The sequence below is a fragment of the Brevundimonas sp. genome (assembly GCF_036405315.1).
Lineage (GTDB): Bacteria > Pseudomonadota > Alphaproteobacteria > Caulobacterales > Caulobacteraceae > Brevundimonas.
The window spans coordinates 1-13,142 of the sequence record NZ_DASWXW010000195.1 but is presented as its reverse complement, the minus strand read 5'-3'; the positions used below and the strand labels follow the sequence as shown (position 1 = coordinate 13,142).

Here is a 13,142-nt window from a genome sequence, read left to right as displayed (position 1 = left end):
TGGACGACGGCATAGCCTTCGCGGTCGAGCACCGCCTGAATCAGGCGGCGCTGCGTGGGATCATCGTCGACGACCAGAACGGTCTTGGCCATGTGGAACACACCCTAAAACATCACCGTAACGGCCGTCCTCGTTGCTCGGGATCGGCTCGTTTCCAGCTCACCCTAGACCGTAGGGGGTGAAGATCGGGTTTCGGAGAACTGAGTCAGGGGTTAACAGGAGTGATGATCAGCGGGCAGTCGATGCGGGCCTGACGGTGCGCGGTGGCTGCTCCGAGCCTCAGGTCCGGCCAGGGCGACGGCGCGGGCGCGACGTCCGGCGACTTGATGAGTTCGCGGTGGTCGGCGCCGCGCGGGCTGACGCAGGCGTCGGCGCGGTAGTCGGCCTGAGGTCGCCAACCCTCGGCCTCGGCCGCGAACAGGGTGATCTGGAACCGCGCGGCCAGCAGGACCTCGTCACGCCCGTCGCCGTTCATGTCGCGCATGACCGCCACGCAGTCCTCGGTCCCGGTGCAGGCAAAGCGCGGGTCGCCGCTGGAGACGGGGGCGTCGAATCCCTCCGGCAGGACGGCGCCCTTGGGCCAGGCGGTGATCCGGGGCTTGCCCGGCGGCGTGGCGCGTTCGTCGTCGTAGCGCGAGGTGGACGCCTGGGCGCGCTTGGCGCGGGCGGCGATGTCAGCGTCGCTGGAGCGGGCCAGTTCCGCGAGCGCGCGCCGGCCGGTCCGGCCTGCGCTCCATTTCAGGAAGGCGTAGTCGAAGTCGGCCGCGCTGACGGCGCCGCGCTTCAGTCGGGCGACCTGATCGCCCACGGACAGTCGGGCCGGGTCGAGCAGGGGGCTGAACAGGGCCAGGATGACTCCGACGGTCAGGACGGCGGCGGCGACATTGGTGCGCTCCAGCGGCTTCATCCAGGCGGTCTTGCGCCAGAAGGGCGACAGCGCCGCCCAGCCATAGCCCGCCGCATAGACGACCCCCACCAGGGCGCAGGCCGAGGCGATGATCCGGTCCGGGGTCAGGCCGTGCTGGCCGATGCGCAAGGACAGGCCCCAGAGCGCGATCAGGATCAGGGGCGTCAGCAGAACGGCGGCGACCCGCACGGCCACCCGCAGCACCACGGGCGGCAGGTTGTCCTCGCACCCGTCCTGATAGGCGGTGTTGATCAGGACGATCAGGGCGGCGGCGGCCGACAGCACCAGGGCCGTGGCGCTGCCCGTCTTCCACAGGCCGTCCAGCCCGGTGAAGGGCAGGGCCAGCAGGAAGCCCGCCGCCAGAACCGTGATGACCAGCAACAGCCAGGACAGCAGCATCAGGGCCACGGTCCGCACGCCCCGGATCAGGCCGCTGCGCACGTCGGTCAACTGCACCGCGACGGCGAAGACCAGGCAGGTGACGGGGATGGCGAACCATTCCTCGCCGATCAGGTCCGACAGGAAGCTCAGGCCGATGACGCGGAACAGGGCGGCCCCGAGAAACAGCAGCAGCCAGAAGGCCCCGGTGAAGCCCAGCGACAGGACCAGCTGCACCCCGGCCTTCCACGCCGTGTCGAAATAGTCGTCGAAGTCGGCGATCCAGCGCCGAGCTGCGACCGCAGGGACGATCAGGTGATGGGCGATGAACAGGGCGGCGGCGGCGAAGGCGACCGTGGGGAAACGCAGATAGGGCGGGCGGAAATAGTCGCGGGCCTGCTGCGCCGCATCGTGCCAGCCCAGCAGGGCCAGGGCTGCGGCGGCGATCAAGCCCCACAGCGCCAGCGTCCGCACCGACAGCCGCCCGACCCCGGCCAGCAGCATGACGGGGGTGAAGGCGCAGGCCAGGGCCAGGGCGGCGAACAGCGGCGGCTGGGTCGCGGGCCAGGTCAGGGCGTCGCTCAGGCCCTCGCTCTGGGCGGCGCTGCGCCACAGGACATAGAGCAGCAGGCCCTGAACCAGTCCGACGCCGATGCGGGCGGCGGCCAGCCCCCGCGCGCCGTCCAGTGAGGCGCGGCCGGTCTGGTCGTGGAACGGGTCGGTCATGGCGTGGCCCCCTGAGCTTTGCCGGCAGGGTGGACCCGGAGGCGACCGATGGGAAGCCTGACCGCCAGGCGGGGCTGTCAGGCGGGGCGCGAGGCTGCGGCCATGTAGCAGCCGCGTCGGGCGGTATGGATATGCACCGTCTCGATCAGGGGATCGGCCAGCCGTGCTATGAGCCAGGTCTCGACCGCATCGCCCTCGGCGACCTCGGCGTCGGTCATCATCCAACTCCGGTCATAGGCGCGCAGGGACAGCAGCCGCCCGTTCAGAATGGCGGGCAGGGCGCCGATGACGGGAGTCGCCTCGACAGCGGCTTCACGCACGAAGATCGGTCCGTTCGCCCGATAGGGGGAGGCGGCCGCCGTCAGATGGGCGTGGTTGAGCAGAATCAGGCTTTCGCCCGGTTCGGCGTCGATCAGGGAGACGCGGCAGGGGGCGCTGTTGGGCGTCTGCGCGACCATGCGGCGGGCGCCGTGTTCCGCGAGTGCGATATCGTCGAGCGCGAGCAAGGGCCGGAAAGGCGCCAGCGGCAGGGGTGTGATGCAATAGGTCATGCGGCGTCATCGCGCGGCCGGCGGCGCGTGTCTGGCGTCTTTCGGACGTTGCGTCCTTGGCGCGGCGTCTCCACAACAGAGACATGAACGCGCCCGTCAAGACGACCGAATTCGCCGACGCCCCCCTGTGGGACCTGTCTGACCTCTACGCCTCGCGCGAGGATGCGCGCATCAGCGCCGATCTGGACCGGGCCAAGGCGCTGGTGGACCAGATGAACGCCTATCAGGGCCAACTCGTCGCCCAGCGCGGCGACGCGGCGGCGCTGGGCGCGGCGCTGGATCAGACCATCGCCCTGTATGAACAGGCGGCGGACGTCATGGGCGGGCTGGGCGCCTACGCCTTCCTCGCGGCGTCCACGGCGCGCGACGATGCAGGCGCGCAGGGCTTCGAGGCGAATATCCGCGAGAAGATGACGGTTATCGCCACGCCGACCGTCTGGCTGACGCTGGAGATCAACCAGCTGGAGGAAGCCGAGATCGCGGCGGCGCTTTCCGGCCACCCCGCCGCCGCGCGCTGGTCGCCCTGGCTGCGCCGGGTGCGGGCCATGAAGCCGCACGAGCTGTCCACCGAGCTGGAGACCTTCATCGCCGAGCGCGGCCCGATTCAGGCCCAGTGGCCGCGCCTGTTCGACGAGACCCTGGCGGCGCTGCGGGCCGAGGCCGACGGCGAGAGTCTGACCCTGTCCGAGGCCCTGAACCGCCTCAGCGACGCCGACGGCGCCAAGCGTCAGGCCGCTGCCGAGGGCCTGTCGAAAGCCTTCGCCGACAAGGCCCAGACCATGGCCATGGTCATGAACACCGTCGCCGCCGACAAGGCGCTGGAAGACAAATGGCGCGGCTTCAAACGCCCCGCCGACAGCCGCCATCTGGGCAATGAGGTGGACGGCGAGAGCGTCGACGCCATGGCCGAGGCCGTGGCCGAAGCCTATCCGCGCATCTCGCACCGCTATTACGCGCTGAAAGCCAAGGCCATGGGCAAGACGGCCCTGGACCACTGGGACCGCAACGCCCCCATCGAGGCGACGCCGCCGCGCACCTATGACTGGAAACAGGCGCGCGAGGTGGTGCTGGCCAGCTTCAATGATCTGGGCGGCGACTTCGCCGAGCGCGCCGGTTGGTTCTTCGACCGGCCGTGGATCGACGCGCGGGCGCGGGCGGGCAAGCAATCAGGCGCCTACGCCCACCCGGTGACGGCGGACCGTCACCCCTATGTCTTCCTGAACTGGATGGGCGAGCGGCGCGACCTGCTGACCCTGGCCCACGAACTGGGCCACGGCGTGCATCAGACCCTGGCGGCGGCGCAAGGCAGCCTGCTGGCCGACACGCCCCTGACCCTGGCCGAGACCGCCTCCATCTTCGCCGAGGGTCTGACCTTCGACCGCCTGCTGGCCGAGGCGACGCCGCAGGACCAGCGCGCCCTTCTGGCCGGCCGCATCGAGGACGGGTTGAACACGGTGGTGCGCCAGATCGCCTTCCACCGTTTCGAGACCCGCTTCCACGACGAGCGCGCGGCGGGCGAGGTCCCGGTCGAGCGCCTCGGCGAGATCTGGATGGAGGAACTGGGCGCCAGCCTCGGTCCGGCGGTGAGGCTGAACGCGGGCTATGAGAACTGGTGGGCCTACGTCAGCCACTTCGTCCATTCGCCCTTCTATGTCTACGCCTACGCCTTCGGCGACCTGCTGGTCGCGGCCCTGATGGAGACGCGGGCCAAGAACCCGGCGGCCTTCACGCCCCTCTATCGCGACCTGCTGTCCGGCGGCGGGGCGTACACCTATGTCGAGGCGCTGAAGCCGTTCGGCCTGAACCCGCGCGACCCCGCCTTCTGGACCATCGGCACGAAGCGGCTTGAGCGTCTGGTCGATCAGTTCGAGGCCCTGGGCTGAGTTGACAGCGACGGCCGCGCCGCCGAGCGTGGCCGTATGACCGCTTCCCTGAAGATCGCCGCCCTCGCCGCCGGATTGACGCTCGTCGTGGCGCCGGCGCTCGCCCAGACTCCGCCGACGTCGCCGCCCACGGCCAGTCATCGCGCCCTGGCGGCGGGCTACAAGGCCCTGACGACTTGCAGCGCCGTCCATACGGCCCGGGCGGCAGGGGCCAGCCGCGCCCCGGCCAGCGTCGAGGCCCATGAACTGGTCGGCGTCTATCCCGAGCTTCAGCCCCTGATCACCGACATGAGGGCGGAGATGGCGGGCGACGTCGTCTCCGTCGCCTGGGACGCGGCCGCGCCGCCGCGCATCGCGACCTATACGCCGGGGCGCGGCTGCGTGATCGAGCCGATGGGCTATGTCGTCGGCAGCGCCCCGGCCCGCGCGCCGCAGGTCCGCCGGACCTCGGCGCCGGAACTGCCCAGCGCCACGCCGCGCGGGGATGCGGCGGCCCTGACCGGCGCCGTCGATCGGGCCTTCAAGGACGGCTTCGGCGCGGGAACCAACACGACCGGCGTGGTGGTTTTGCAGGACGGCCGCATCGTCGCCGAGCACTACGCCCCTGACTTTGGCCCCAATGTCCCGCAGCGCACCTGGTCGGTGGCCAAGAGTCTGGCCGGCACCCTGATCGGGGCGGCGGTGCAGCGCGGCGAGGTCGATGTGAAGGCTCCCGCAGCCATCGCTGACTGGCGGCGGCAGGGCGATCCGCGCGGCGCCATCACGCTGGAGAGCCTGATGCGGATGGCGTCCGGCCTGACCAGCGACACGGCGGGCAATCGCACCGACGCCCTCTATTTCGGCGGAACCGCCGTGGACGAACAGGCGCCGGGCTGGCCCCTGCTGGCGCCGGTCGGCACGACCTATCGCTACGCCAACAACGACACCCTGCTGGCGGTCATGGCGATCGCGCCGACGTTCGAGAAGCACCCGCCCGCCGAACTGTTCGACCGCCTGGGCATGACGCATACGTTTGCCGAGACCGACTGGCGCGGGAACTACATCCTGTCGAGCCAGGTGTGGACCACGGCGCGGGACCTGGCCCGCTTCGGCCAGCTCTATGTTCAGGACGGGATGTGGGAGGGCGAGCGCATCCTGCCCGAGACCTGGCGCGCCTTCGTCTCGACGCCCTCGGGGCCGCAGCCGCCGACCGGGGCGTTCGGATACGGCGCGACCTTCTGGGTGATGAACCGCTCCGAAGGCGTGCCCGCCGACGCCTTCGCAGCCTTCGGCAATCGGGGCCAGTATGTGGTGATCGTGCCCAGCCGCAACGTCGTCATCGTCCGTCGCGGCGAAGACCCGGCGGGCAAGGGTTTCGACGTCGCCGCCTTCGCCCGCGAGGTTCTGGCCGCGCTTGATTGAGGCGGGGCCTTGAGCGCCGCGCCCTGACCGCTATAAGAGCCGTCGAAATCTCGACTCTTTTCGGAAGACCTGAATGGCCGACCAGCACGCAGACAACGCCGAACACGCCTACGTGCACGGCTCGATGGAAATCTCGGAACAGGTTTCGACCTGGCACCTGTTCGTCTTCCTGGCCAAGTGGGGCTCGCTGCTGACCGCCGCCATCCTGCTGCTGCTGACGGTCTGGTTCGCCGTCGGCGCGGGCTTCCTCGCGGGCTTCATCAGCGGCGCGGCCCTGTTCGTGGCCGGCTTCTTCGCCCTGCGCTCCAAGCCCGCCCACTGAGTTTCGCGCCGCGCCTGCGGCGTCGCGATATCCGAAAAGCCCGTCGAGCATCGCGCTTGGCGGGCTTTTCTTTTGAGGTTTGTTCGGCGGCGCAGCATGATCTTGCTTGGTATTGGGGCTTCGTCGGCATTCTGAGCAAGATAATTACGCAGGTGCAGCAATTCCGACTTTGACGCGCCCTTCCGCTTCGTCCTAACGTCCGAAGGCTGGGGGATTAAGGGAGGGATTCGCTTGGCTGTCGCCATCGCCGTGACCCGCGAGCGCCGTGAAGGCGAGACGCGCTGCGCCGTAACGCCGGAAACGGTGAAGAAGCTGGTCGCCCTGGGCGCGACCGTCTCGGTCGAGGTCGGGACGGGGACCGGCTCCTCCATTCCCGACGCCGACTACGCCGAGGCCGGGGCCTTGGTGAAGCCGGACACCCGCGCGGTGCTGGACGGCGCCGACATCGTGCTGAAGGTGCGCGGCCCGACCGCACAGGAGATCAGCGCGCTGAAGGCGGGCGCCATCGTCGTCGCCATGCTGGACGCCTATCGCGAGAAGGATACGGTCGAGGCGCTGAAGGGCGCCGGCGTCACCGCCTTCGCCATGGAATTCGTGCCGCGCATCACCCGCGCCCAGGTCATGGACGTGCTGTCGTCCCAGGCCAATCTGGCCGGTTATCGCGCGGTGATCGAGGCGGCCTACGCCTTCGGCAAGGGCTTCCCGATGATGATGACGGCGGCGGGCACGGTCGCCCCGGCCAAGGTCTTCGTCATGGGCGTGGGCGTCGCGGGCTTGCAGGCTATCGCTACGGCCCGGCGTCTGGGCGCGGTGGTCACCGCCACCGACGTCCGTCCGGCCACCAAGGAACAGGTCGAGAGCCTCGGCGCCAAGTTTCTGGCCGTCGAGGACGAAGAGTTCAAGAACGCCCAGACGGCGGGCGGTTACGCCAAGCCGATGTCGTCGGAATACCAGGCCAAGCAGGCCGCTCTGACCGGCGAACACATCAAGAAGCAGGACATCGTCATCACCACGGCCCTGATCCCCGGCCGCGCGGCGCCGGTGCTGGTCAGCGCCGAACAGGTGGCCTTGATGAAGCCCGGCTCGGTGCTGATCGATCTGGCGGTCGAGGCGGGCGGCAATGTCGCCGGCGCCAAGGCGGGCGAGGTCGTGACCACGGCGAACGGCGTGTCCATCGTCGGCTACACCAACCTGCCGGGCCGCATCGCCGCCGACGCCAGCGCCCTATACGCCCGCAACCTGACCGCCTTCGTCGGATTGATGCTGAAGGACGGCGTCGTGACGCTGGATCTGGAAGACGAAATCCTCAAGGCCGCCGTCGTGACGCATGGCGGGGCCGTCGTGCATGAAGGCGTGAAGGGATGACGACGCCCAAACTTCGTTGGCTTCTCGATTTGCTTGGCTGGGTCGCGTTAGCGGGCGGCATTCTCGTATTCGTCTTGCTGGTGGCCTACACGATCTACGCATTCACAGATCCGCAGGCGCCATACGGAGCCTATGTGCCAATCTTGGGGTTTGGTGCTTTGGGGGGCGGCATTGTTGGGGGCGGCGCGCTTCGCCTTCTTGCCAGCATCGATCGGCGCGTTGAGCGTCTGGAAGCCGCCGTCGCAGCAAGTGGCGCAAGGAGCTGATATGGAACACGTCGATCCCACCGTCTTCCGCTTGGCCATCTTCGTCCTGGCGATCTTCGTCGGCTATTATGTGGTGTGGAGCGTCACGCCCGCCCTGCACACGCCGCTGATGGCCGTGACCAACGCCATTTCCAGCGTCATCATCGTCGGCGGCCTGATCGCCGCGGCGGCGCTCAGTCCCGAGGCCGCCGGGCCGAACGCCTGGATCGCCAAGGGCGCGGGCGTGGTCGCCGTGACCCTGGCCAGCGTCAACATCTTCGGCGGCTTCATGGTCACGCGACGGATGCTGGCCATGTATAAGAAGAAAGAAAGGCTCAAGGCCTCGTGATCTTCTCGCCTGTTCTGTTCGCCTTCTATGTCTCCTGGGCCGTCACCGGCCTGGGCGTGGCCCTGTGGATCTGGAGCTGGGTGCGGGTCAAGGACCCCATCGGCAGGCTGCGGTTTCAGGACTGCGGCGTGGTGCTGGTCTTCGCCGCCGTGCTGACGCGGATCGTGATTCAGGATCGCGAGATGACCGTCTTCGACTGGGCCATGTTTATACTGGGGCCGCTGTTCATCGCCGCCGCCCTGTGGCGGCTGACCCGCACCCAAAGTCTGACCAAACGCTGAGAGTAACCGTGATGAAGACCTCCCTGATTTTCGCCGCTGTCCTGACCGCCGCCGTCGCCGCATCGGGCGCCGCCTCGGCCCAGAAGACCGAAGAGGTCGGCCAGAACCCCTACAACGGCCTGCACTGGTCGGTCGCCGCGCCCCAGGGCGCCAGCTGGGCGCTGGAATGCCAGTTCGCCCCCGTGACCGTGCGCGGCATCCACTTCAACCGCATCAACCACACCGGCACGGGCCGCATGGCCGGTCGCCTGCCCAGCGACAACGGCAGCTGCCGCATCACCAAGACCGGCGGCCAAGGCGGCGTCGGCGTCGCCCTGGTCAAGAACGGCACGGCCACCGCGGCCGGCACCAACGACCCGGCCAAGCCGGCCGTCATCAACGTTTTCTGACACGCTGAAACAACCTCGGGGGAGGGGATCCGATGAACGCATCCATAGCCGCGCTGGCCTATCTGGTCGCGGGGGTCCTGTTCATCCTCTCCCTTCGGGGGCTGTCCAGCCCGGAGACCAGCCGGCGCGGCAATACGCTGGGCATGGTCGGCATGGCCCTGGCCGTCGGCGTGACCCTGCTGACGCTGGGGGCCTCCGGCGCGCTGGACCTGCTGACGCTGGGCCTGATCGGCGGCGGGGTTGTGGTCGGCGGGGGCGCCGGCGCCCTGATCGCCCGGCGGGTGCCTATGACGGCCATGCCGCAGCTGGTCGCGGCCTTCCACTCCCTGGTCGGTCTGGCCGCCTGTCTGGTGGCCGTCGGCGCCGTCTACGCCCCTGACGCCTTCGGCATCATGACGGCCAGCGGCGGCATCAAGACCCTGTCGATCGTCGAGCTGAGCCTGGGCGTGGCCATCGGGGCCATCACCTTCGCCGGCTCGGTCATCGCCTTCGCCAAGCTGAACGGGAACATGAGCGGCTCGCCGATCCTGCTGCCGGCGCGGCACCTGATCAACATCGGCCTGGGCCTGGGGCTGGTCTTCCTGATCGGCATCCTGATCGGCACCGGCGGCACGGCCATCTGGGCCTTCTGGGGCGTCTTCGCCATCGCGCTCATTCTCGGCGCGACCCTGATCATCCCCATCGGCGGCGCCGACATGCCCGTCGTGGTGTCGATGCTGAACTCCTACTCCGGCTGGGCGGCGGCGGCACTGGGCTTCACGCTGGAGAACATCGCCCTGATCATCACCGGCGCCCTGGTCGGGTCGTCGGGCGCCATCCTCAGCTACATCATGTGCAAGGGCATGAACCGCAGCTTCATCAGCGTCATCCTGGGCGGCTTCGGCGGCGGGGACGCGGCGGCGGCGGGCGGCGGCGTGGTCGAGACGCGACCGGTCAAGCAGGGCTCGGCCGAGGACGCCGCCTTCATCATGAAGAACGCGTCGAAGGTCATCATCGTCCCCGGCTACGGCATGGCCGTGGCCCAGGCCCAGCACGCCCTGCGCGAAATGGCCGACATCCTCAAGGAAGAGGGCGTCGAGGTGAAGTACGCCATCCACCCCGTCGCGGGCCGGATGCCGGGCCACATGAACGTCCTGCTGGCCGAGGCCAGCGTCCCCTACGACGAGGTGTTCGAGCTGGAGGACATCAACTCCGAGTTCTCGACCGCCGACGTGGCCTTCGTCATCGGCGCCAACGACGTCACCAACCCCGCCGCCAAGACCGACCCGCAATCGCCCATCTACGGCATGCCGGTGCTGGACGTGGAGAAGGCGGGCACCGTCCTCTTCATCAAGCGCGGCATGGCGGCGGGCTATGCCGGCGTCGAGAACGAGCTCTTCTTCCGCGACAACACCATGATGCTGTTCGCCGACGCCAAGAAGATGGTCGAGGGGATCGTGAAGGCGCTCTAGGGGTGAGGGCGGGCGTTGAGTCCCGTCGCGAACAGCGCCATCAAGGCCGTGAAATCATCATTGGGGCGGCCATGACGGAGGAGGGGGAGATCGAGTTCAGCGCGGACGAGATCATCGCCAACCTGTCGCTGACCCCGCATCCCGAGGGCGGGCATTTTCGGCCGATGGCGCGCGATCCGGGGCTGGCGGCCTGCGGGTCGGAGGCCGTGACGGCCTATCGCCTGCTGACGGCGGACGACGCGGACGACTGGCGGCTGGTCGAGACGACCGAGATCTGGGCCTTCTACATGGGGGCGCCGCTGGCGCTGGAGATCGCGACGGATCGGGGGCTGCGGTCGTTGGTGCTGGGTCCTGATCAGCGGCAGATCGCGGCGCCCGCCGGGGCGTGGCGAAGGATGCGCAGTCAGGGCGACTGGAGCCTGGCCGCCTGTTCGACGGCGCCGGGATTGGCGATTGAAGCGGTGGAGCCGCCCCATGTCTGAACTCAAGACCCAGCCCACCGACGCCTCGGTCGAGGATTTTCTGGCCGCCGCCGAACCGGCGCGGCGACGTGAAGAGGGCCGCATCCTCTGCGCCCTGATGCGCGAGATCACGGGCGAGGCGCCGGTCATGTGGGGGCCGTCCATCGTCGGCTTCGGCCGCTACACCTACGTCAACTCGACCAGGAAGCCCGCCGACTGGCCGCGCATGGGCTTCTCGCCGCGCAAGGCGGCCCTGACCCTCTATCTGGCCTCGACGCCGGAGACCGAGGCGATGCTGGCGCGGTTGGGGCCGCACACGACCAGCGTGGCCTGCCTCTACATCAAGCGTCTGGATCAGGTGGACATGGGCGTCCTGCGCGAACTGTGCGTCGCCAGCCGGGACGAGATGAACCGCCGCTATCCCTGATCCGCTTGCGACGAGCGCGGACCCGCGTATAGCGAACGCCATGCGCACCTTCCTGATCGTCGCCGCCGCCGCCCTGTTGTCCGCCTGCGCCACGGCGCCGCTGAGGGCCGTTGAAACGCCGGTCGAGACGGTCGATCTGCTGCTGACCTCGGCCACGGTGGTCGATGTCGAGAAGGGAACGACGACGCCCGATCAACTGGTGGCCGTGCGCGGCGGCGACATCGTCGCCGTCCTGCCGGAAGGCGAGGCCCGCCGTTATCGCGCGGCGCGGACGCAGGACCTGCACGACCGCTATGTCATGCCGGGCCTGTGGGACATGCACGTCCACTTCGGCGGGGGCGAGGCCCTGATCGAGGAGAACGCCGAGCTGATGCCGCTCTACGTCCTCAATGGCGTGGTGGCGGTGCGCGACGCGGCGGGCGATCTGGCGCAGCAGGTGCTGGACTGGCGCGACGCCCCGCCGACGCCGGACAGCCCGCGCATCTTCACCTCCGGCCCCAAGATCGAGGGCATAGCCCCGGTCTGGAAGGGCGTGATCGAGACCGGCAGCGAGGCCGATGTGGACGCCGCCCTGGACCGCCTGCAGGCCCTGCGCGTCGACTTCGTCAAGATCACCGACAACACCCTGAAGCCCGAGCTCTTCCTCTACGCCGTGCGCGAGGCGAAGAAGCGGGGCATGAAGACCTCGGCCCATATCCCGGCCAGCATCACCGTGCTGGAGGCCGCCGAGGCGGGCCTGTCGTCCATCGAACACCTCGACTACGCCATGAAGGCGGGCTCGAAGGATGAGGCCGCCATCGCCGCCGACTATCTGGCGGGCAAGTACACCTACGCCCAGACCATGCGGCGCTACGCCGACACCTTCGATGTCGATACGGCGCGGCGGGTCTATGCCCGTCTTAGGGAGCTGGGCACGGCGGTGTCGCCGACCCTCTATGGTTCGACCACGCTCGCGAACCTTGATCTGGACGACCATTCGCACGACGACGGCCTGGCCTATGTCGGGCCGGGCATTCGCGCCACCTATGCCTGGCGGGTCGAACGCGCCGCGCGGGCCACGCCGCAGCAAGTCGAGGACCGCCACTTCGTCAAGGACGTCACCGCCCGCACCCTGCCCATGCTCCGCGACGCGGGCGTGGTCATCCTGACCGGGACGGACGCGGGCTTCCTCAACTCGTTCAACTATCCGGGCTTCTCGCTGCACGACGAGCTGGAGCTCTATGTGAAGCTGGGCCTGACGCCGCGCGAGGCGCTGATGGGCTCGGTCGTGGACGGACCACGCTTCCTCAACCAGGGCGCGCGTTACGGCGCCGTGGCGGCGGGCAAGTCGGCCGACCTGCTGGTGCTGGAGGCCGACCCCCTGGCCGACGTCTCGGCGACGCGTCGCATCGCCGAGGTGGTGCTGCGCGGCCGCCTGATCGATGCGGGCGAACTGGAGCGGATGCGCGGCGAGATCCGCGCCCGCGTCGTCGCGCGCAACGCCCGCTTCACGCCTTCGCCGGCGTCCTGACCCTGAAGGCGGGATCTCGTTCTCGGGGACCCGGCAAGAGCCTCACGCGCCGCCGCCAATCCGACCTGGGCGCTTGCAAGCCAAGGCACTGGGTCCCCGCCTCCGCGGGGATGAGCGGATCAATATGGTCAGGCCGCCATGCGCCAGTCGGAACGAGCGGCGACGGCGGGGGCGTGGAACTCGTCCCACAGGGCGTCCTCGTCCGAGTACCGGCTGCTGGCCGAGGCGGAGATGACGTCCACGACCTGTTCTTCCTGACGGTCCCAGATGACGGCCAGGTCGCCCTCGGCCTCGCACGGCACGATCATGTAGCGGTCGGCGAAGGTCTTCTTGGCGGGCTTTTGAACCGTCGGGGTGCGGGCGAAGGCCATGTCGTGATCTCCTGAAGCGATTGCCTCTTGCTGATGTTGAGAGGATGCGACAGCATTGCGTCAGTTTCGGACGTATCTCTGTGGAGAAGTTTCTTGCGGCACGACAAGGCGGCGATGGTCATTGA

General features: G+C 69.0%; 16 protein-coding genes. 12 read left to right on the top strand and 4 right to left on the bottom strand.

The annotated features are described in order from the left end of the window. The 3 genes from VGE49_RS12120 to VGE49_RS12110 form a co-directional block, all read right to left on the bottom strand. The coding region (locus tag VGE49_RS12120) for a response regulator (RefSeq protein WP_331034800.1) at positions 1–92 on the bottom strand (92 nt) is incomplete at its 3' end. A 113-nt stretch (positions 93–205) separates the two neighbouring features. Beyond that, positions 206–2,011 (bottom strand): DUF4153 domain-containing protein, encoded by a 1,806-nt coding sequence (locus VGE49_RS12115; RefSeq protein ID WP_331034799.1) that lies wholly within the window; start codon positions 2,009–2,011, stop codon positions 206–208. 77 nt (positions 2,012–2,088) lie between these two features. Next, the gene (locus VGE49_RS12110; protein ID WP_331034798.1) at positions 2,089–2,562 is read right to left on the bottom strand and encodes a DUF1203 domain-containing protein; all 474 of its coding nucleotides are present in this window, start codon (positions 2,560–2,562) and stop codon (positions 2,089–2,091) included. 83 nt (positions 2,563–2,645) lie between these two features. Here VGE49_RS12110 and VGE49_RS12105 point away from each other — a divergent pair, with 83 nt between their 5' ends. The 12 genes from VGE49_RS12105 to VGE49_RS12050 all read left to right on the top strand — a co-directional run bounded on the left by VGE49_RS12105 (position 2,646) and on the right by VGE49_RS12050 (position 12,646). Then, entirely contained in the window at positions 2,646–4,445 is a 1,800-nt protein-coding gene (locus VGE49_RS12105) for a M3 family oligoendopeptidase (RefSeq protein WP_331034797.1), read from the top strand. 36 nt (positions 4,446–4,481) lie between these two features. Next, positions 4,482–5,846 (top strand): serine hydrolase domain-containing protein, encoded by a 1,365-nt coding sequence (locus tag VGE49_RS12100; RefSeq protein WP_331034796.1) that lies wholly within the window; start codon positions 4,482–4,484, stop codon positions 5,844–5,846. A gap of 73 nt (positions 5,847–5,919) precedes the next feature. Beyond that, positions 5,920–6,168 carry an aa3-type cytochrome c oxidase subunit IV gene (locus VGE49_RS12095; RefSeq protein WP_331034795.1) on the top strand — a complete coding sequence of 83 codons (249 nt, stop codon included), beginning with the start codon at positions 5,920–5,922 and terminating at the stop codon, positions 6,166–6,168. A 231-nt stretch (positions 6,169–6,399) separates the two neighbouring features. Next, complete coding sequence (locus tag VGE49_RS12090; protein WP_331034794.1) at positions 6,400–7,533, top strand: Re/Si-specific NAD(P)(+) transhydrogenase subunit alpha; 1,134 nt, start codon at positions 6,400–6,402, stop codon at positions 7,531–7,533. After that, on the top strand, positions 7,530–7,799 hold the full coding sequence (locus tag VGE49_RS12085; protein WP_331034793.1) for a hypothetical protein: 270 nt from the start codon (positions 7,530–7,532) through the stop codon (positions 7,797–7,799). Before VGE49_RS12090 ends, VGE49_RS12085 begins: the two co-directional genes overlap by 4 nt. A 1-nt stretch (position 7,800) precedes the next feature. Continuing rightward, positions 7,801–8,127, top strand: a complete 327-nt coding sequence (locus VGE49_RS12080) for an NAD(P) transhydrogenase subunit alpha part 2 (RefSeq protein ID WP_331034792.1) — start codon at positions 7,801–7,803, stop codon at positions 8,125–8,127. Continuing rightward, entirely contained in the window at positions 8,124–8,408 is a 285-nt protein-coding gene (locus VGE49_RS12075) for a hypothetical protein (RefSeq protein WP_331034791.1), read from the top strand. Before VGE49_RS12080 ends, VGE49_RS12075 begins: the two co-directional genes overlap by 4 nt. A gap of 11 nt (positions 8,409–8,419) precedes the next feature. Next, the gene (locus VGE49_RS12070) at positions 8,420–8,797 is read left to right on the top strand and encodes a hypothetical protein (protein WP_331034790.1); all 378 of its coding nucleotides are present in this window, start codon (positions 8,420–8,422) and stop codon (positions 8,795–8,797) included. 32 nt (positions 8,798–8,829) lie between these two features. Next, entirely contained in the window at positions 8,830–10,248 is a 1,419-nt protein-coding gene (locus VGE49_RS12065; RefSeq protein WP_331034789.1) for an NAD(P)(+) transhydrogenase (Re/Si-specific) subunit beta, read from the top strand. Positions 10,249–10,319: 71 nt separating this feature from the next. After that, complete coding sequence (locus tag VGE49_RS12060; RefSeq protein ID WP_331034788.1) at positions 10,320–10,730, top strand: cupin domain-containing protein; 411 nt, start codon at positions 10,320–10,322, stop codon at positions 10,728–10,730. After that, positions 10,723–11,136, top strand: a complete 414-nt coding sequence (locus VGE49_RS12055; RefSeq protein WP_331034787.1) for a DUF1801 domain-containing protein — start codon at positions 10,723–10,725, stop codon at positions 11,134–11,136. The genes VGE49_RS12060 and VGE49_RS12055 overlap by 8 nt, the downstream gene beginning before the upstream one ends. Positions 11,137–11,176: 40 nt before the next feature. Further along, positions 11,177–12,646 carry an amidohydrolase family protein gene (locus VGE49_RS12050; protein ID WP_331034786.1) on the top strand — a complete coding sequence of 490 codons (1,470 nt, stop codon included), beginning with the start codon at positions 11,177–11,179 and terminating at the stop codon, positions 12,644–12,646. A gap of 128 nt (positions 12,647–12,774) precedes the next feature. Here the strand turns inward: VGE49_RS12050 and VGE49_RS12045 are convergent, their stop codons facing one another. Continuing rightward, on the bottom strand, positions 12,775–13,017 hold the full coding sequence (locus VGE49_RS12045) for a hypothetical protein (protein ID WP_331034785.1): 243 nt from the start codon (positions 13,015–13,017) through the stop codon (positions 12,775–12,777). Positions 13,018–13,142 lie beyond the last annotated feature (125 nt).